The sequence below is a fragment of the Bhargavaea cecembensis genome (assembly GCF_001619585.1).
GTDB lineage: Bacteria > Bacillota > Bacilli > Bacillales_A > Planococcaceae > Bhargavaea > Bhargavaea cecembensis_A.
This window is the reverse complement of sequence record NZ_LQNT01000009.1, coordinates 167,678-185,226: the sequence shown is the minus strand read 5'-3', so window position 1 is coordinate 185,226 and position 17,549 is coordinate 167,678. Positions and strand designations below refer to the sequence as shown.

The following is a 17,549-nucleotide window of genomic DNA, read 5'->3' as shown; positions in this document are numbered from 1 at the left end:
GGGGAGTGGAAGATGCTGCTGTCGACAATGGCAGAAAAAGAACTGATCCAGATGGAGGATGGCGTCCGCTACGGGCTCCTTGCCGACACGGAGATGCTGTTCGATCCGAAAAGCGGACGGATATTCGGTTTCGAACTGAAACGCCGGGCCGGCTGGCTGCAGGGCGGCCGGAAATCGGCCGGAGAAGCGGAATACATCCCTTGGGAGGAAATCGTCCTGATCGGGGATGACCGCATTTTGTTCAGGCGGACCCGCCCGATCCATGAAGGGCTTTTTGAATGACCCGTCCTGACTGGCTGATTATCGGTTCCGATGCCCGGTTTTCAAAAGCCGCAGACCATCTCCGGAAAAAGGGATACACGGTTCTCCATGATGCACGGGACCGGTGGGATAACAAAACGGACGCACTCATGCTTAACGAAAAGCCCGTGCGGGTGGTGCTGCCGATCCATCCGCCGGAAGGCAGCCCGGCTATCGGCGTTCTCGATAAGACTGACCGGCTGTTTGCCGGCAAACTCGATGAGGCCTGGGAAAAGGCTTCAGAACTTGCAGGAAGAGCGCCCCGGCTGTACTTGCAGGAAGAACGGTTCATCTGGCAAAATGCGAGCCTGACGGCAGAGGGGTTTCTCGCAACATTCTACCGTTCGGGAGGAGGGACGGTTGCCGGCAGGCAATGGATAGTCGCCGGATACGGACGGGTCGGGAAAACAACGGCCCGGCTTCTGCGTGCTATGGGTGCGGATGTTACCGTACTTGCCCGATCACCGTCACAAACGGCAGAAGCTCTTACTGAGGGTTTCGGCATCCTGGACATTGAAGGGACCGGCTCCGGTGAAAACGGCAGGATTTTGGTTAACACCATTCCATCGCAGTGGCTTGACCCTTCGGGACCATTCAACCCGTCACGCATTTATGACCTGGCTTCCGTGCCCGGGTGCCTAAAGCCCGGAGCCGCCCATGAATACTATAGGTTACTGCCTGCGCTGCCGGGAAGGCTTTTTCCGGACGAGGCCGCCCGGGTCCTCTCGGAGGCGTTGTGCAGAATGGACAGCTAGCGGAAGGAGAGTCAGGATGCTCGACGGCAAAAGAATCGGTTTCGGCATCACCGCATCACACTGCACTTATGCGGATGTGGTTCCGAAAATCAAGGCGTTCACCGACAGGGGGGCGACGGTTGTGCCGGTCATCACCAACTCTGTGCTGACCGCCGCGACCCGTTTCGGGACAGGCGAGGAATGGATGGCCAAAATCCGGGAAGCAGCCGGAGCCGACATCATCTCGACCATCGCAGGGGCAGAGCCGTTCGGACCGAAAACACCGGTTGACTGTATGGTGATTGCTCCGATGACCGGGAACTCCATCTCCCGGTTCGCCAATGCCATCACGGATTCACCCGTGCTGATGGCTGCCAAGGCGACGCTCAGGAACGGCACGCCGGTTGTCATCGGCATATCGACCAATGATGCACTGGGACTGAACGGAACCAATATCATGAAACTGCTCAACACGAAAAACATTTACTTTATCCCATTCGGGCAGGATGATCCCGTCAATAAACCGAATTCCCTGATCAGTGATTTTACAAAGATGGTCGATACGGTCGAGGCTGCGCTAAAAGGAGAGCAGCTTCAGCCGCTCCTCATCAGGCATGAAAATACTTAAATACGAATATTCCTCCAAAACACATGAAAACATGCTATAATACTGAACATTCGATCATGAAACTGAGGAGTGTTTAACCATGGGATATCGTGTTGCAATTGTCGGAGCTACAGGCGCGGTCGGTCAAGGGATTGCGAAAAAGCTGGAAGAGAGGAAATTCCCTGCCGATGAAATTCTTTTCCTCGCCTCTGCACGTTCTGCAGGAAGCAAAGTGGAGTTTGGCGGAAAAGAATTTACTGTGGAAGAAGCGGTGCCTGAGCGCTTTGACGGTGTGGACATCGCCTTCTTCAGCGCCGGAGGGGGCGTATCCAAACAACTGGCGCCCGAAGCGGTCCGCCGGGGAGCGGTCGTCATCGACAATACGAGCGCGTTCCGTATGGATCCGGATACTCCGCTTGTTGTTCCTGAAGTCAACCGCGAGGCACTGAAGGAGCACCGGGGCCTCATTGCCAACCCGAACTGCTCGACGATCCAGATGGTGGCGGCTCTGGAACCCGTCCGCCGGAAGTACGGTCTGAAGAAAGTGATCGTATCGACTTATCAGGCGGTTTCCGGGGCGGGTGCCGCAGCGATCAGCGAGCTTGAAAAGCAGAGTACGGACATGGAGAACAGGGCCGGAGCGGAGGCGGAGCTTCTGCCGGTCAAGGGTGACAAGAAACATTACCCGATCGCTTTTAATGCGGTGCCGCAGATCGATGTCTTCAGTGAGGACGGCTATACCTTTGAAGAGTGGAAAATGATCAATGAGACGAAGAAAATCATGGGCATGCCGGAGCTTTCCGTCGCTGCAACATGTGTCCGTCTTCCGGTCGTGACCGGCCACTCCGAATCGGTCTACTTCGAAACGGACGATCCGTCCGCCGATACGGCAGGTATCCGGAATTCCCTTCAGAATGCAGAAGGCATCACTGTAATGGATGATCCGGAAAGCCAGAGCTATCCGATGCCGCTCTTCGCGGAAGGACAGGACGACGTATTCGTCGGACGTCTCCGGAGGGACCTCGACACCGCAGGCGCATTCCATTTCTGGGTTGTCGCGGATAATCTCCTGAAGGGAGCTGCCCTCAACTCGATCCAGATCGCGGAAGCGCTCATTGCGGACGGGTTGCTGAAAGGGGAAGAAGCCGATGGAACTCGGCAGCATAGCGACGGCGATGGTCACGCCGTTCGATAAAGACGGAAAAGTTGACGAGGGCCGCCTGATTGCCCTCGTCAATTATTTGATACAGAACGGTTCGGATTCCATTGTCGTCTGCGGGACGACAGGGGAAGCCCCGACACTGACCGATGATGAAAAAGAAAGAGTCATCCGGCTGGCCGTCATGGCAGCAGGAAAAAGGATTCCTGTTATTGCAGGAACAGGCAGCAACAGCACCGCCGCAACAGTCGGCATGACGAAACGGGCGGAGGCAGCCGGTGCGGACGGTATCATGCTGGTGGCCCCGTATTATAACCGTCCCGACCAGCGGGGGATGCTTGCGCATTTTAAGGAAGCGGCGGCCAGCACAAAGCTTCCTGTCATGCTTTATAACGTGCCGGGCAGGACCGCTTCCCGGCTGGAGCCGGAAACGGTCATCGCGCTGTCCCGAGTTCCGAACATCAGGGCGGTGAAGGAAGCAGGCGGCGACCTCGGTGCCATGACCCGCATCATTGCCGGGACAGAACGCGGGTTCCGCCTGTACAGCGGTGATGACGGTCTGACCCTTCCGGTGCTTGCGATCGGCGGGTGCGGTGTGGTGTCGGTCGCCTCGCATGTGGCTGGTCCCGAGATGCAGCGGATGATCCGGGCATTCAGAACCGGCAATGCCGAAGAAGCGGCCCGTCTGCATGCAGCCGTCAGCCTGCTGACAGAAGCACTTTTCAGCCGGCCGAGCCCGTCTCCGGTTAAGTATGCACTGAAACTGGCCGGCATGGATACGGGATCTGTGAGGCTGCCGATCACGTCCATTGATGAAGAAGGTGCTGAAATCATCGGGAAGGCGATGGGTGACTTTCGGGCGGCAACCGGAGCATAATTGAGGAATTCTGCTCCTCCAGGCATGAATGCCGGGAACGTCGCACCTGATCGCTTCATAAAACAAAGAGCCGGCGGACGCCGGGGACTGCGGTCCCTGCGTCCGCCTTTTTAATTTCCTGCAATGGCCCGGATCTCTTTATTAAAGAAACGCGAATGCAATTTCAGCCCTTTTTTAATTTGTCTAGATTGTACGGCTACCGTATAATGGAGGTTAGCGGATATGGAACGGGTATGATTTAGGAGGAGAACCATTGACCAAGACAAAAAATGAAAACATCAGGGTCATCCCCCTTGGAGGAGTGGGGGAGATCGGCAAGGCGATGTATGTGGTCGAGATCGATGATGAGTTGTTCATCGTTGACAGCGGGCTCATGTTCCCTGAAGGGGAAATGCTCGGCATCGATATTGTCATTCCGGATATGACCTACATTGAAGAAAACAAAGACCGGCTGAAAGGGATCTTCCTGACCCATGGCCATGAAGATGCGATCGGATCGATCGCCTACCTGCTCAGCAAAGTCCAGGCGCCTGTCTACGGCTCGAAACTCACCATCGCCCTGGCAAAAGAACATCTGAAGGACAAGCAGGCACCCAAGAACATCAAGTTCTTCGAGGTGTCGAGCAGGAGCCGGATGAATTTCGGCCGGACATACGTGACCTTCTTCCATACAACGCACAGCATTCCGGATTCCCTTGGGATCGTGTTCCACACGAGCGAAGGCGCCATTGTGCACACGGGAGAGTTCAAGTTCGACCAGTCGGCAAAGGGCAAGTACAGGCCGGATATTTCAAAGATGGCGTCAATCGGGGACGAAGGCGTCTTCATCCTGATGTCCGATTCATCAGAAGCGGAACGGCCAGGGCATACGACGCCGGAGTCCGTCGTCGCAGACCAGCTGTCCAAGACATTCCACAAGGCGCAGGGCCGCATTCTCATCGCCCTGTATGCCTCCAATTTCATCCGCATGCAGCAAGTCTTCGACCGGGCTGCCGAATCGGGCCGCAAAGTCGCAGTCATCGGCAAGTCGCTCGAGACTTACTTCGAAGTCGGTATGAAGCTCGGCTACCTTGACGTCGCGGACGGCCTCGTCATCCCGGTCAAGGAAATCGGCAAGTACGATGACTCCGAAGTGGCGATCATCGTAACAGGCAATCAGGGCGAGCCGCTCCATGCGCTTGAGCGGATCGTAAAGCGGCAGCATAAGGACATCCGGATTAAAGAGACCGATACGGTCCTCATCACGTTCACCCCGTCTCCTGGCATGGAAGTCGGAATGTACAACACGATGAACGAGCTGGCCAAGGCGGGCGCCGATGTTCTGACAGCAAGCCGCAAGGTTCATGTATCAGGGCACGGCAGCCAGGAAGACCTGAAGCTGATGCTGAATCTGATGAAGCCGAAATTCTTCATCCCGATCCAGGGCGAGTACCGGATGCTGATCGCCCATTCCAAGCTGGCCCAGCAGACCGGCCTGCCGAAGTCCCGCATTTTCATTGCAGACAAAGGGGATATCGTCGAGTATAAGAACGGCAAAATGCGCATGACCGGGCGGGTTACCGCAGGCAATGTGCTGATTGACGGAAGCGGCGTCGGGGATATCGGCAATATTGTCCTGCGCGACCGTAAACTTCTTTCAGAGGACGGCATCTTTATCGTCGTCATTACGCTCAACCGCAAGAAAAAGACGATTGCTGCAGGCCCTGAAATCCTTTCCCGCGGCTTTGTCTATGTCCGGGATTCGCGCGAACTGATCGGCGAGGCAAGTGAACTCGTGAAAAAAATCATCGGCAAGTATTCCAACAAAGAATCGTTCGAATGGACGAGCATCAAGCAGGAAATCCGCGATACACTCAATTCATACCTCTACCAGAAGACGAAGCGCCGTCCGATGATCATTCCGATCATCATGGAATACTGAGGCGGGGCAACAGAGATAGAACAAAACGGGATTTCTTCGCCGTCACTGGCGGGAAATCCCGTTTTATCGATGGGGGTGAACCAGATGGCAACCAAACGCAACAAGAAGAAAAAGCGCAGGACATCCGCAAAAAAGAAGAAATCCGGACTCTATCCGCTCGGGTACGAACTGTCTGGCCTTGTCATGACAGGGCTTGCCATCATCACATTTTTTGATCTCGGATTTGTCGGGAGGGCGCTGGGCAGCGCTGCCCGGTTCCTGTTCGGGAACTGGCATGCAGCATTGCCGTTCCTTTTCCTGATATTCGCGCTTCTCCTGATGGTAAAGCGGGAGATTCCGAATCTGCGGAACCGCATCGTCGGGGGACTGCTTCTTATACTCGGAAGCCTGACACTTTTCAGTCATGTCCTGCTCTTCACGGAGCGGTATGAGAGCGGCCGTCTGCAGACTACTTCAGCCCTGAAGGAAACATGGCTCATCCTGGTCACTGACGGCGGCATAACCGATCCGTCCGTCTCGCTCGGAGGCGGGATTGTCGGTGGATTCCTGTTTTCGATGTTCCATGTGCTCTTTGATTCCGCCGGAGCCACCATTGCGGGAATCATCATGCTTTCAATGGGCCTGATTTTGCTGACGGGCAAGGCGCTCGTCCCGTATCTGGCGGAGAAAATTCCGGAAGCGGCGGAGTCGGTACAGGAATGGTTTGCAAGGGAACGCAAGCCTGCCAGGCCGAAGCAGGAAAAGGCCGAGAAAGTGAAGCAACCGAGAGAGCCGCGAAAATCCCGCCGGGCGGCCGCGGACGAAGAAGCGGCTTCCGCCGGTGTTGCGGCACAGGAACCGGCTTCCCCGGCTGACGCGTCCGGCAGTGCGGCAGAGCCGGAACCGGTCCGCGTGCAGCCGATCATTTCTTCCTTTACCGAACGGGTCAAGGAAGAGCCCGGCGCAGAAAAGCCCGCATCCGACAAAGAGGTTAAAGAACAGGACACGGATGCAGAGATCCGGGACATCGGCGATGCCCAGCCGGTAAACGAGGATTTCGTCCTGCCGCCTGTTTCCCTTTTGAATCCGCCGCCTAAAAATGACCAGAGCGGCGAGTACAATATGATCCAGCACAATGCCGAGAAACTGGAAAAGACATTCCACAGTTTTGGCGTGAAGGCGAGCGTCACGGAAGTCCATCTCGGCCCGGCCGTAACCAAGTATGAAGTGATGCCGGCCACGGGCGTGAAGGTCAGCCGGATTGTCAGCCTTGCGGACGATATCGCACTTGCGCTTGCCGCGCGCGATATCCGAATCGAAGCGCCAATTCCGGGAAAATCGGCAGTCGGCATTGAGGTCCCGAACACCGAAGTGGCGATGGTTTCGCTTCGCGAGGTGCTGGAATCACGGAACAACAACCGGCCGGACTCCAAACTCATGGTCGCACTGGGAAGAGACATTTCCGGCGAGGCGGTCATGTCCGAGCTCAACAAAATGCCCCATATGCTTGTTGCCGGTGCCACCGGCAGCGGGAAGAGTGTGTGCATCAACGGAATCATCATCAGCATCCTCATGAGGGCCAAGCCGCATGAAGTCAAGATGATGATGATTGACCCGAAGATGGTTGAGCTTAATGTTTACAACGGTGTACCTCATTTGCTTGCGCCAGTCGTCACGGACCCCCGTAAGGCATCGCAGGCACTCAAAAAAGTGGTGGCCGAGATGGAGAGGCGGTATGACCTCTTCTCGCACACCGGTACGAGGAATATCGAAGGATACAACAACCATATCGATGAGTGGAACGATGAAAACGAAGAAAAGCATCCGCGTCTTCCGTACATTGTTGTCATTGTCGATGAGCTTGCCGACCTCATGATGGTCGCTTCAAGCGATGTCGAGGACTCGATCACCCGGATCGCCCAGATGGCCCGTGCAGCCGGCATTCATTTGATCATCGCGACACAGCGCCCAAGCGTTGATGTCATCACGGGCATTATCAAAGCGAACATCCCGTCCCGGATTGCGTTCGCCGTTTCGTCGGCTGTGGATTCACGGACGATCCTGGATTCCGGCGGAGCGGAAAAGCTGCTCGGCCGCGGGGATATGCTTTATCTCCCGGCGGGGGCTTCCAAGCCGACACGGATCCAGGGCGCATTCCTGTCCGATCAGGAAGTCGAGGAAGTCGTGGATTTCGTCATCAGCCAGCAGAAGGCACAGTATGAAGAGTCGATGATCCCGACAGAGGTGGAGGAAACTGCACCTGAAGAGGAGACGGATGAGCTGTATGATGAAGCGGTCGATCTCGTCAGAAGCATGCAGCAGGCATCGGTTTCAATGCTCCAGCGCAGGTTCCGAATCGGGTACTCCCGGGCCGCGCGCATCGTCGACCAGATGGAAATGCGCGGGGTCGTCGGACCGCACGAAGGCAGCAAACCCCGTCAGGTCCTCATCCAGGACCACCCTGATGAAATGTGATCCGGAGTTTTTGTACTATGGACAAGGCCGCCACACAAAAGTGACGGGTTCAGACTGCAGACAAAGCGAGCAACCATGCTCAATTGTCTGCAGTTTTTTTATTGCTGCATGGACAAAGCAAACGTTCAGGAAGAGCGGACATCATGGTCTTCCATATAAAAAGAGGGACCTTATTTTTATTAGGAGGACCTCAATTGAAATGGTTGTGAAATGTTATATCTATTTATTGTAAAAGTAAACGCTTAATTACGAAGTGATGTATACAGGCATGGGGAATTAGTATGAATTTGTCTTCATATTTAGAAAGAAAGGTATTCCACTAGGGTAGCAAAAATGATATAGTATGTCTGATTAGGAGGAAGGTTTTACATCAGATGTCTGATCTCTTTAATTTGGTGGTGATGTCATGACGGTAAAGGCGGACCACCGGCACTTGTATCTTCAGGTTATCGAACAGCTCAAGCGCGACATCGCATCGGGTGTTTTCAAAGAAAAAGAAAAACTCCCTTCCGAGTTTGAGCTCGCCAAGATCATGGGCGTGTCCAGGGCGACTCTTCGCGAGGCGCTCCGCCTGCTGGAGGAAGAGCACTACATTGTCCGAAGGCACGGTGTCGGGACTTTCGTCAATCCGAGGCCGCTGTTTACGGCTGGCATCGAAGAGCTGGCCAGCGTATCGGACATGATCCGGCAGGTGGGTATGACCCCGGGGACGAACTTCATCAGCTCTTCCGAGGAACTTGCGTCGGAAGAAGACATGGAGCGTTTCGGGTGCGGACCGGATGAACGGATCATGTCGATCAAGCGTGTCCGGACGGCGGATGGCGAGCCGGTTGTTTACTGCATCGATGTCTTCCCGTCCCGCTACGTCGGCAAGGAATTCCTGAAACAGGAAGACGAGTCCATCTTCGAGGCGATCGAGCGTACAGGGAACCTGAGGATTACACAGGCGGTGGCCCAGATTGAACCGGTCGGGTACGACGAGGAGGCATCTCCGATCCTCGAATGCGAACCGGAGACCGCGCTGCTTATGCTGCGGCAGTCGCATTACGCGGAGGGGGAAGAGGTCATTCTCTACTCCCGCAATTATTTCAAGGGCGATAAATTCAACTTCCACGTTTTGCGGAAACGGATGTAAAACAGACAGCCTTCCTGCTATCAAAAAGTACATTTACAACAACATTTAGGGGGTACCACAAATGGCAAAACGCAAGTTTGGTCTTGCGCTGTCGGTTCTCTTGGCTGCAGGCACGCTTCTCGGCGCATGCGGCTCCGACAACGGTGAAGAAGCACAGAACGAAGGCAACAACTCCGGCGGCGGCGAGTCCGCTTCCGAGTTTTCCGTAGCGATGGTCACTGATGTCGGCGGCGTTGACGACAAGTCGTTCAACCAGGCTGCCTGGACGGGAATTCAGGAATTCGGTGAAGACAATGGCCTTGAAAAAGGCGACGGCGGCTTCGACTATCTCCAGTCTGCCGGTGAAGAGGATTATATTCCGAACCTGAACGCACTGGCCCGCCGCGATTTCAATCTTGTTTTCGGTGTCGGCTTCATGATGCAGGATGCGCTTGATGAGATCGCTTCCCAGCAGACAGACACTGAGTTCGCGATCATCGACGCGGTTGTCGAGCAGCCAAACACGGTCAGCCTCCTTTTTAAAGAGCATGAAGGTTCCTTCCTCGCGGGTGTCGCAGCGGCACTCTCGACAGAAAGCAAGAAAGTCGGCTTTGTCGGCGGCATGGAAAACGAAGTCATCCATCGCTTCGAGTCCGGTTTCGTACAGGGCGTAGAAGCAGTTGATCCATCGATCGAAATCGACATTCAGTACACAGGCGCATTCGACAAAGCCGAGCTCGGCAAGACGACGGCCAACCGCATGTACTCCAGCGGCGTTGACGTGATCTTCCACGCTGCGGGCGGCACGGGCAACGGTGTCTTCTCTGAAGCAAAAGAGCGCAAGTCAAATGACCCGGATGCAAACGTATGGGTCATCGGCGTTGACTCCGACCAGTACGACGAAGGTGCGGTAGGCGACACGAACGTCACGCTCACTTCGATGCTGAAGCGTGTTGACGTAGCGGTCAAGGACATCTCCGAAAAAGCGAAAAACGGCGAATTCCCTGGCGGCGAAGTGATCACATACGGCATCTCCGATGACGGCGTTGCACTCGCGGATTCCCGCGGCAATATCCCTGAAGATGTCATGGCACAAATCGAAGAGTATCAGGAAAAAATTGCTTCCGGCGAAATCGAAGTCAAGGAATACCCGGAAGGCAAAGAACCGAAGTAAGGATGAATTTGTTAAGCATGGGGGCCGGGCTTTCCGGTCTTCATGTTTACTTATGTATGGGCCATTTTTGTAAATGGTAGATGAAAGATTTCCTGACAGGAAGTCTTTCCTGTATCAGTTACAGGTGCTCGGCAGGTTTTAAGGACAAAGGAGTGAATCCATTGGAATACGTGATCGAAATGCTTAACATCCGCAAGGAGTTCGGCAATTTCGTGGCTAACGATAACATCACCCTGCAACTCCGGAAAGGGGAAATTCATGCCCTGCTCGGTGAGAATGGTGCCGGGAAATCCACCCTCATGAACGTCCTGTTCGGCCTTTATCAGCCGGAGGGGGGAGAGATTCGGGTTCGCGGCAAGAAAGTGGACATCACCGATCCGAACGTCGCGAACGAACTCGGAATCGGCATGGTGCACCAGCACTTCATGCTGGTCGAGAATTTCACAGTCACTGAAAATATCATCCTCGGCAATGAGCCGACAAAAAACGGCAGTGTGAATATTTCCAGCGCAGCCAAGAAAGTGGCCGAGCTGTCCAAACAATATGGTCTTAATGTCGACCCGAATGCCAAAATCGAGGATATCTCTGTCGGGATGCAGCAACGCGCCGAAATCCTGAAGACCCTCTACCGGGGTGCGGAAATTCTGATCTTTGATGAGCCGACGGCTTCACTGACCCCCCAGGAGATCAGCGAACTCATCGGCATCATGAAAAAGCTCATCGCCGAGGGTAAGTCCATTATCCTGATCACCCATAAACTCCAGGAAATCATGGATGTCTCCGACCGGGTCACGGTCATCCGCAAAGGCAAGGGGATCGGTACGGTCGAGACTTCAGAGACGGACCCCGAGCAGCTGGCGTCGATGATGGTCGGACGTCAGGTCACATTTAAAACCGAAAAGGGACCGGCAGATCCGAAAGAAGAAGTGCTCCGGATCGAGGGGCTCACCGTCGAAGATTCCCGGGGGGTTCCGAAGGTCAAAAATCTGAACTTGAACATCAGAAAAGGCGAGATCGTGGGCATCGCTGGGATCGACGGCAACGGGCAGTCGGAACTCATCGAGGCAATCACCGGCCTGCGCAAGTCGAAATCAGGAAAAATTCTGATCAACGGAAAGGACATTACGAACCGCAGGCCGCGGGAAATCACGAACAGCGGCATCGGCCATATTCCCCAGGACCGGCATAAGCACGGCCTGGTACTGGACTTCCCGATCGGGCACAACATCGGCTTACAGACCTACTACCGGCCTCCCTATTCAAAGGGAGGGATCATCAATTACACGGCGATCGACAAAAAGGCGGAAGAAATCATCGCCCAGTATGATGTCCGTACGCAGGGTCCCCACGAACCCGCACGCGCGCTTTCCGGCGGTAACCAGCAAAAAGCAATCATCGGTCGGGAAGTCGAGCGGGATCCGGACCTGTTGATCGCGGCACTGCCGACCCGCGGCCTCGATGTCGGGGCCATCGAATTCATCCATCGCCGGCTGATCGAGCAGAGGGACAGCGGCAAGGCGGTCCTCCTCGTCTCGTTTGAACTGGATGAAGTCATGAACGTCTCCGACCGCATCGCCGTCATCTATGACGGTTCGATCATCGACACGGTGCTGCCGTCGGAGACGGACGAACAGGAACTCGGCCTGCTTATGGCCGGCCATTCGAGAGAAGCGGCTGTCCCGCAGGCGGAAGAAGGTGACAACAAACATGTCGAATAGAATGATCAATCTTCTCGTGCCGGCCATTGCGGTCTTCCTCGGCCTGCTGGTCGGAGCGATCGTCATGCTGGCGAGCGGCTATGATCCGGTCGCGGGGTATATCGCACTCTGGCAGGGGATTTTCGGTGATACTTATGCCATCGGGGAAACCATCCGCCAGATTACGCCATATATCCTGGCAGGGCTTGCGGTAGCCTTCGCTTTCCGTACCGGCCTGTTCAACATCGGGGTTGAGGGGCAGCTGATCGTCGGCTGGTTTGCTTCTGTCTATGTCGGAGCGGCCTTCGACCTCCCGAAAGTGATCCATCTTCCGCTCGCCATTCTGGCGGGGGCAGCAGCAGGGGCGCTTTGGGCCTTCCTGCCGGGACTCTTGAAGGCGAAGATGAAAATCCATGAAGTCATTGTGACGATCATGATGAACTATATCGCGCTCCACGTTGTCAATGCCCTGATCAAAACATGGTCGGGAGGCGGGGACAAGACTGACAGGATCCTGGAATCAGCTTCCCTTCGTTCTGAGTTTCTTTCTTCCCTGACGGATTATTCAAGGTTGCACTATGGAATTCTCGTGGCGCTCCTCATGGTGGTTGTCATGTGGTTCATCCTGGAAAAGACGACAACCGGTTTCGAACTGAAGGCGGTCGGCTTCAACGAGAACGCTTCCGAGTATGCGGGCATGAAAATCGGCAAGAACATCATTTTGTCGATGGTCATCTCCGGGGCATTCGCCGGGCTTGCAGGCGCGATGGAAGGCCTCGGTACTTTTGGCAACATGTATACGCGCGGCGGCTTCACCGGCATCGGTTTTGACGGAATCGCGGTTGCGCTCCTCGGAGCGAACACTCCGCTCGGCGTCATCTTCGGTGCTGTCCTGTTCGGCTCGCTGAAATACGGCGCACTCAACATGCCGAACGCTGCCCAAATTCCGGAAGAGGTTGTCCAGATCGTCATCGCGCTCGTCATTTTCTTCGTGGCGTGCGGTTATGCCATCCGCCTCTTCCTGACCAAGATCTCCAAGAAAAAGGAGGCGAAGTGACATGGGCTTCCTCGATATCCTTTACTTTATGGTGCCGGTGTCCATCGCCTACGCTGCGCCGCTGATCTTCACTGCGCTCGGCGGAGTCTTCTCCGAGCGGTCGGGTGTCGTCAATATCGCGCTGGAAGGGCTTATGGTCATGGGCGCATTCATCGGGATCCTGTTCAATCTGTTCTTTTTTGATACGTTCGGTGCATGGACGCCATGGATCGCCCTGCTCGCCGCAATGATCGTCTCCGGCGTGTTTGCCATCCTGCACGCGGTTGCGTCGATTTCTTTCCGGGCCGACCAGGTTGTCTCGGGTGTCGCCATCAACATGCTCGGACTTGCCATCGCCCTGTTTTTGACGAAGATGATTTTTGACAAAGGGCAAACCGATTTCATCAAGAAAGCGATCCCTAACTTTGACGTGCCGTTGCTGTCGGACATCCCGGTGATCGGGCCCCTGTTATTTAAAGGCATCTACGGTTCGAGCATCCTCGCGATCGTTGCGGCAATCATTACCTGGTATGTGATTTACAAGACGCCGTTTGGCCTTCGTCTGCGTGCGGTCGGCGAACATCCGATGGCGGCGGACACGATGGGCGTCAACGTCAACAAGATCCGCTACATCGCCGTCATCATCTCGGGCGCACTTGCCGGAATCGGCGGGGCGATCTATTCCCAGACCATGACCCGTGACTTCGGACACGCGACCATCAACGGCCAGGGCTTCATGGCCCTAGCCGCGATGATTTTCGGGAAATGGCATCCGATCGGGGCCATGGGGGCAGCCATCTTCTTCGGATTTGCCCAGGCGCTGGCAGTTGTCGGACCTAGCATTCCGCTCATTAAAGAAATTCCGACAGGCTATCTTCACGCGCTCCCGTACGTTGTCACGATTCTCGCTCTTGCCGGCTTCATCGGCAAGGCAACCGGGCCGAAGGCGAACGGAAAACCATATATCAAAGGCAGCCGGTAACTCCGGCAGCAGCGGGTCCTTTAAAAGGGCCCGCTTTTTTCAACTTGTCCGGTCTAAAAACTCTCCAAAGTTTGCCATGCCTCCGCCGGGTTGGGTATAGTGGAATTGGTGAATACTTGATACAAATTTGAATGAAAACGAGGTGTCCCATGTTTACGGAAACTCGATTGACACAAGGCGTCCGCCTGTATGTACGCAGGACCGAACAGTTCAAGACTTTGACGTTCTCCATCCGTTTCAAACAGCCCCTCACACCGGAAGGGGCCTCTGAGCGGGCAGTCCTGGCCAATATCCTGGAAGACAGCACAGAGACCTATCCGAGCCGGGCGGCACTCCGGCAGGCGCTCGAGACTATGTACGGAACACTTTACTATACAGATGTCGGCAAACGCGGCGGCTATCACTATCTGTCGGTGAACGCCGAATGCGTGGATGACCGGCTGATCCGTGACGAAGACATCACAGACTGGACGATCCGCCTTCTGGCCGATGCCGTGCTCCGGCCGAACCTTCAGGATGGCGTCTTCAAGCCTCAGGTGTTCGAGCGGGAAAAGCAGACGGTTCTTGAACGCGTCCGCTCCCTGTATGATGATAAAACGCGATATGCACAGCAACGGCTGCTGACCCTGATGCGGCCGGAAGGACCGGAGTCCATCAGGGCCACCGGCGAAGAATCTCATCTGGAAGCGCTGACTCCAGAAAAAGTCATGGAGGCGTATCGCCGGATGATCGGTGAAGACGAGATTGAGATCTATGTCGTCGGAGCGGTTGACGAGAAGGCCATCACCGCATCCCTCAAAGAAGCTTTCCATTTCGAGGGGCGTGTACCGGCCGTGCTTCCCGAGAAAGCTGCCCGCGGAACCGGCAAGGAAGGCCGTGTATCGGAAAAGCAGAACATGAAGCAGGGCAAGCTTCACATCGGGTTCAGCACACCTGTAAAGTTCGGCACGGAAGACTTTCCGAAGATGCAGCTGGCAAACGGTATTTTCGGAGGCTTCCCGCATTCCAAGCTGTTCATGAACGTCAGGGAAAAGGAAAGCATGGCTTACTATGCCGCAAGCTCCTATCTGTCCCGTTACGGACTGATCACCGTTTCAGCCGGAATCGATGCGGAACTAGCAGAAAAGGCGACGAAACTGATCGACGAACAGCTTGAAGTGATGAGGGCGGGCGAAATCACCGACAACGAGCTGAGCCAGACAAAGGCCATGCTCGCCAACCAGCTTCGCGAAGCGCTTGATTCCTCAAGGGGACAGATCGAGATTTTCGACCAGTACAAAGATCTGCCCGGCGGTTTTACGCCTGAAGGATGGATCGCGAAGTGGGAGCCTGTGACAGCCGATGATATTCGGGACATGGCCGGAAAGATCGATCGTCAGCTTGTCTACCTGCTTTCCGGAAAGGAGGAATCGGCTGATGCAAAAGCTTGAGTACAGCCGCGTCAACGAAACGCTTTACCATGAGACCCTGCCGAATGGGCTGCAGGTGTTTATCCTGCCGAAATCCGGCTTTTCTAAGACCTATGTCTCGTTCACGACCAGGTATGGTTCCATTGACAATACCTTCGTTCCGCTGGGCAAGGACGAAATCGTCCGGGTCCCTGACGGCATCGCACACTTTCTGGAGCACAAGATGTTCGAAAAGGAAGACGGGGATGTATTCCAGAAGTTCGGGATGAACGGGGCTTCTGCAAACGCCTTTACGTCCTTTACACGCACCGCTTATCTTTTTTCCGCAACAGACAAACTTTATCCGAATACTGAACTGCTCCTCGATTTTGTCCAGGCGCCCTATTTCACGGAGGAGACGGTCGAAAAGGAAAAGGGGATTATCGGCCAGGAGATCACGATGTACGATGACCTTCCGGACTGGCGCTCTTACTTCGGAACGATCGAGAATCTGTATAAGGAACATCCGGTCAAGATCGACATCGCCGGAACGGTCGAGTCGATTTCGAAAATCACTGCAGATCACCTGTATGAGTGCTATCACACATTTTATCACCCGTCCAACATGCTCGTATTTGCTGTTGGAGCGGTCGATCCTGAAGAGATGATGGCATTCATCCGGAAAAACCAGGAAGCCAAAACATTCGACAAGCCTGAGAGGATTGTCCGGCAATTCCCTCAGGAAAAGATGGAATCGGCAGTGAAGGAAGGCAGCCTGGAGATGGATGTCTCCAAGCCGAAAGTCCATGTCGGCATCAAACTTCCGGCTCTGGCGGAAGAAGGAGTGGAAGGCCTGAAGCATGAGCTGGCTTATCAGATCATGATCGACCTCCTGTTCGGAAAGACCTCCAAGTTCTATACGGAAGCGTATGAAGAAGGACTGATCGACGAATCGTTCTCAACTGACTTTACGGCTGAAGAAGGCTTTGCGTTCTCTGTCATCGGGTCTGACAGCGCCAAACCGGAGGAGCTTACAAGGAAGATCCAGGACACCCTGCAGTGGGCTTCCGAGAAATTCCCGTTTGGCCAGGAAGACCTGGACCGTCAGCGCAGAAGACGGATCGGCTTCTTCATGCGCGCACTCAACTCGGTCGAATACATTGCGAACCAGTTTACCCGCTATGCATTCAATGGGATGAATCTGTTTGACACCGTCACCGCACTGGAGGCGCTGGAAGTGAAGGATCTCCAGGAAGTCCTCGTGCCGCTCACAGACGAGCAGGCGCGCACCGTATTCACGGTAAAGCCTCCGGCGAAGGGAGAGTGATCCCGCTCAGGACGGCAGCGGTGCTCGGCGCCTCCGGTGAAATCGGCACCGCGGTCGCTGAGCGCCTTGCCGCTTCGGGCTGGTCACTGTACCTTCACTACAATACCTCCCGGGAGTCAGCTTTAGTGCTTGAAAGACGCTTAGCGGAAATGTATCCCGACCAGAGGTATGTGGCGGTTCAGGCGGATTTTTCCTCTCCTGACGGAGGGGAGCGCCTTGCTGCCGCAACCGGGGACCTTCAGGCGGTCGTCTCCTGCACCGGTCAGGGAGTGACCAAACTGCTCTCGGACACAGATATGGATGACATGGACGCACTCTGGCGTGTCCATGCTGCCAACCCAATGCGGTATATCGGCCTGGTTTCCGAAAAACTTCGGCGCCATCCCGTTTCCCATGTGGTGATGATCGGCTCGATTTGGGGCGACACCGGAGCAGCCGGGGAAGTGGCTTATTCCGCAGTCAAGGGAGCGGTCCATGCGTTCGTCAAAGCCTACGCCAAGGAAGCGGCCGCCTCGAATGTCCTGGTGAATGCCGTCTCGCCCGGCTGGATCGAGACCTCCATGAACAGCCACCTGGATGAGGAAGAGCGCCGGATGGCATTCGGCGAGATTCCGCTCATGCGCCCGGGTACTCCTGAAGACGTGGCCGGGACGGTGGATTTCCTGCTGGGCGAACAGTCCCGCTACATCACCGGAGAAATCATCAGGGTCAACGGCGGATGGTATATTTGAACAGACAGCGGACCGGTGCTCGCAAGCCCCGGTCCGTTTTTAATGGGT

The 17,549-nt window shown here is 55.3% G+C and carries 15 protein-coding genes; all 15 read left to right on the top strand.

The annotated features are described in order from the left end of the window. Window positions 1–12: 12 nt before the first annotated feature. The 15 genes from AV656_RS04600 (at window position 13) to ymfI (ending at window position 17,501) form a co-directional block, all read left to right on the top strand. Window positions 13–282 (top strand): YlmC/YmxH family sporulation protein, encoded by a 270-nt coding sequence (locus tag AV656_RS04600; protein WP_063179361.1) that lies wholly within the window; start codon window positions 13–15, stop codon window positions 280–282. After that, window positions 279–1,055: an NAD(P)-dependent oxidoreductase gene (locus AV656_RS04595; RefSeq protein ID WP_063179359.1), complete on the top strand. Its 777-nt coding sequence runs from the start codon at window positions 279–281 to the stop codon at window positions 1,053–1,055. The genes AV656_RS04600 and AV656_RS04595 overlap by 4 nt, the downstream gene beginning before the upstream one ends. Window positions 1,056–1,071: 16 nt before the next feature. Beyond that, window positions 1,072–1,662 (top strand): dipicolinate synthase subunit B, encoded by a 591-nt coding sequence (locus AV656_RS04590; RefSeq protein WP_063179357.1) that lies wholly within the window; start codon window positions 1,072–1,074, stop codon window positions 1,660–1,662. A 79-nt stretch (window positions 1,663–1,741) separates the two neighbouring features. Then, window positions 1,742–2,836 (top strand): aspartate-semialdehyde dehydrogenase, encoded by a 1,095-nt coding sequence (gene asd / locus AV656_RS04585; protein ID WP_063179355.1) that lies wholly within the window; start codon window positions 1,742–1,744, stop codon window positions 2,834–2,836. After that, window positions 2,790–3,677 carry a 4-hydroxy-tetrahydrodipicolinate synthase gene (dapA, locus tag AV656_RS04580; protein ID WP_063179353.1) on the top strand — a complete coding sequence of 296 codons (888 nt, stop codon included), beginning with the start codon at window positions 2,790–2,792 and terminating at the stop codon, window positions 3,675–3,677. Before asd ends, dapA begins: the two co-directional genes overlap by 47 nt. Before the next feature lie 253 nt (window positions 3,678–3,930). Beyond that, window positions 3,931–5,598, top strand: coding sequence for a ribonuclease J (locus tag AV656_RS04575; protein WP_063179351.1), 1,668 nt, complete (start codon window positions 3,931–3,933; stop codon window positions 5,596–5,598). An 84-nt stretch (window positions 5,599–5,682) separates the two neighbouring features. After that, window positions 5,683–8,052 carry a DNA translocase FtsK gene (locus AV656_RS04570; RefSeq protein ID WP_063179349.1) on the top strand — a complete coding sequence of 790 codons (2,370 nt, stop codon included), beginning with the start codon at window positions 5,683–5,685 and terminating at the stop codon, window positions 8,050–8,052. Window positions 8,053–8,458: 406 nt separating this feature from the next. Beyond that, the gene (locus tag AV656_RS04565) at window positions 8,459–9,187 is read left to right on the top strand and encodes a GntR family transcriptional regulator (protein ID WP_063179348.1); all 729 of its coding nucleotides are present in this window, start codon (window positions 8,459–8,461) and stop codon (window positions 9,185–9,187) included. 61 nt (window positions 9,188–9,248) lie between these two features. Beyond that, complete coding sequence (locus AV656_RS04560) at window positions 9,249–10,340, top strand: BMP family lipoprotein (protein WP_063179347.1); 1,092 nt, start codon at window positions 9,249–9,251, stop codon at window positions 10,338–10,340. Between the two features lie 161 nt (window positions 10,341–10,501). Further along, on the top strand, window positions 10,502–12,058 hold the full coding sequence (locus AV656_RS04555; protein WP_063179346.1) for an ABC transporter ATP-binding protein: 1,557 nt from the start codon (window positions 10,502–10,504) through the stop codon (window positions 12,056–12,058). Next, window positions 12,048–13,094: an ABC transporter permease gene (locus AV656_RS04550; RefSeq protein WP_063179345.1), complete on the top strand. Its 1,047-nt coding sequence runs from the start codon at window positions 12,048–12,050 to the stop codon at window positions 13,092–13,094. The genes AV656_RS04555 and AV656_RS04550 overlap by 11 nt, the downstream gene beginning before the upstream one ends. A 1-nt stretch (window position 13,095) precedes the next feature. Beyond that, window positions 13,096–14,055 carry an ABC transporter permease gene (locus tag AV656_RS04545; protein WP_063179344.1) on the top strand — a complete coding sequence of 320 codons (960 nt, stop codon included), beginning with the start codon at window positions 13,096–13,098 and terminating at the stop codon, window positions 14,053–14,055. A 149-nt stretch (window positions 14,056–14,204) separates the two neighbouring features. After that, window positions 14,205–15,485: an EF-P 5-aminopentanol modification-associated protein YfmF gene (yfmF, locus tag AV656_RS04540; protein WP_063179342.1), complete on the top strand. Its 1,281-nt coding sequence runs from the start codon at window positions 14,205–14,207 to the stop codon at window positions 15,483–15,485. Continuing rightward, window positions 15,472–16,770 carry an EF-P 5-aminopentanol modification-associated protein YfmH gene (gene yfmH, locus AV656_RS04535; protein WP_063179340.1) on the top strand — a complete coding sequence of 433 codons (1,299 nt, stop codon included), beginning with the start codon at window positions 15,472–15,474 and terminating at the stop codon, window positions 16,768–16,770. The genes yfmF and yfmH overlap by 14 nt, the downstream gene beginning before the upstream one ends. Then, window positions 16,767–17,501, top strand: coding sequence for an elongation factor P 5-aminopentanone reductase (gene ymfI, locus AV656_RS04530; RefSeq protein ID WP_063179338.1), 735 nt, complete (start codon window positions 16,767–16,769; stop codon window positions 17,499–17,501). Before yfmH ends, ymfI begins: the two co-directional genes overlap by 4 nt. Window positions 17,502–17,549 lie beyond the last annotated feature (48 nt).

Excerpts from the sequence above, each read along its gene's own strand:
- AV656_RS04545 (WP_063179344.1), top strand. The coding sequence starts at position 13,096 with ATGGGCTTCCTCGATATCCTTTACTTTATGGTGCCGGTGTCCATCGCC.
- AV656_RS04560 (WP_063179347.1), top strand. The coding sequence starts at position 9,249 with ATGGCAAAACGCAAGTTTGGTCTTGCGCTGTCGGTTCTCTTGGCTGCA.
- AV656_RS04595 (WP_063179359.1), top strand. The coding sequence starts at position 279 with ATGACCCGTCCTGACTGGCTGATTATCGGTTCCGATGCCCGGTTTTCA.
- dapA (WP_063179353.1), top strand. The coding sequence starts at position 2,790 with ATGGAACTCGGCAGCATAGCGACGGCGATGGTCACGCCGTTCGATAAA.
- AV656_RS04600 (WP_063179361.1), top strand. The coding sequence starts at position 13 with ATGCTGCTGTCGACAATGGCAGAAAAAGAACTGATCCAGATGGAGGAT.
- AV656_RS04570 (WP_063179349.1), top strand. The coding sequence starts at position 5,683 with ATGGCAACCAAACGCAACAAGAAGAAAAAGCGCAGGACATCCGCAAAA.
- yfmF (WP_063179342.1), top strand. The coding sequence starts at position 14,205 with ATGTTTACGGAAACTCGATTGACACAAGGCGTCCGCCTGTATGTACGC.
- asd (WP_063179355.1), top strand. The coding sequence starts at position 1,742 with ATGGGATATCGTGTTGCAATTGTCGGAGCTACAGGCGCGGTCGGTCAA.
- AV656_RS04590 (WP_063179357.1), top strand. The coding sequence starts at position 1,072 with ATGCTCGACGGCAAAAGAATCGGTTTCGGCATCACCGCATCACACTGC.
- AV656_RS04550 (WP_063179345.1), top strand. The coding sequence starts at position 12,048 with ATGTCGAATAGAATGATCAATCTTCTCGTGCCGGCCATTGCGGTCTTC.
- AV656_RS04565 (WP_063179348.1), top strand. The coding sequence starts at position 8,459 with ATGACGGTAAAGGCGGACCACCGGCACTTGTATCTTCAGGTTATCGAA.
- yfmH (WP_063179340.1), top strand. The coding sequence starts at position 15,472 with ATGCAAAAGCTTGAGTACAGCCGCGTCAACGAAACGCTTTACCATGAG.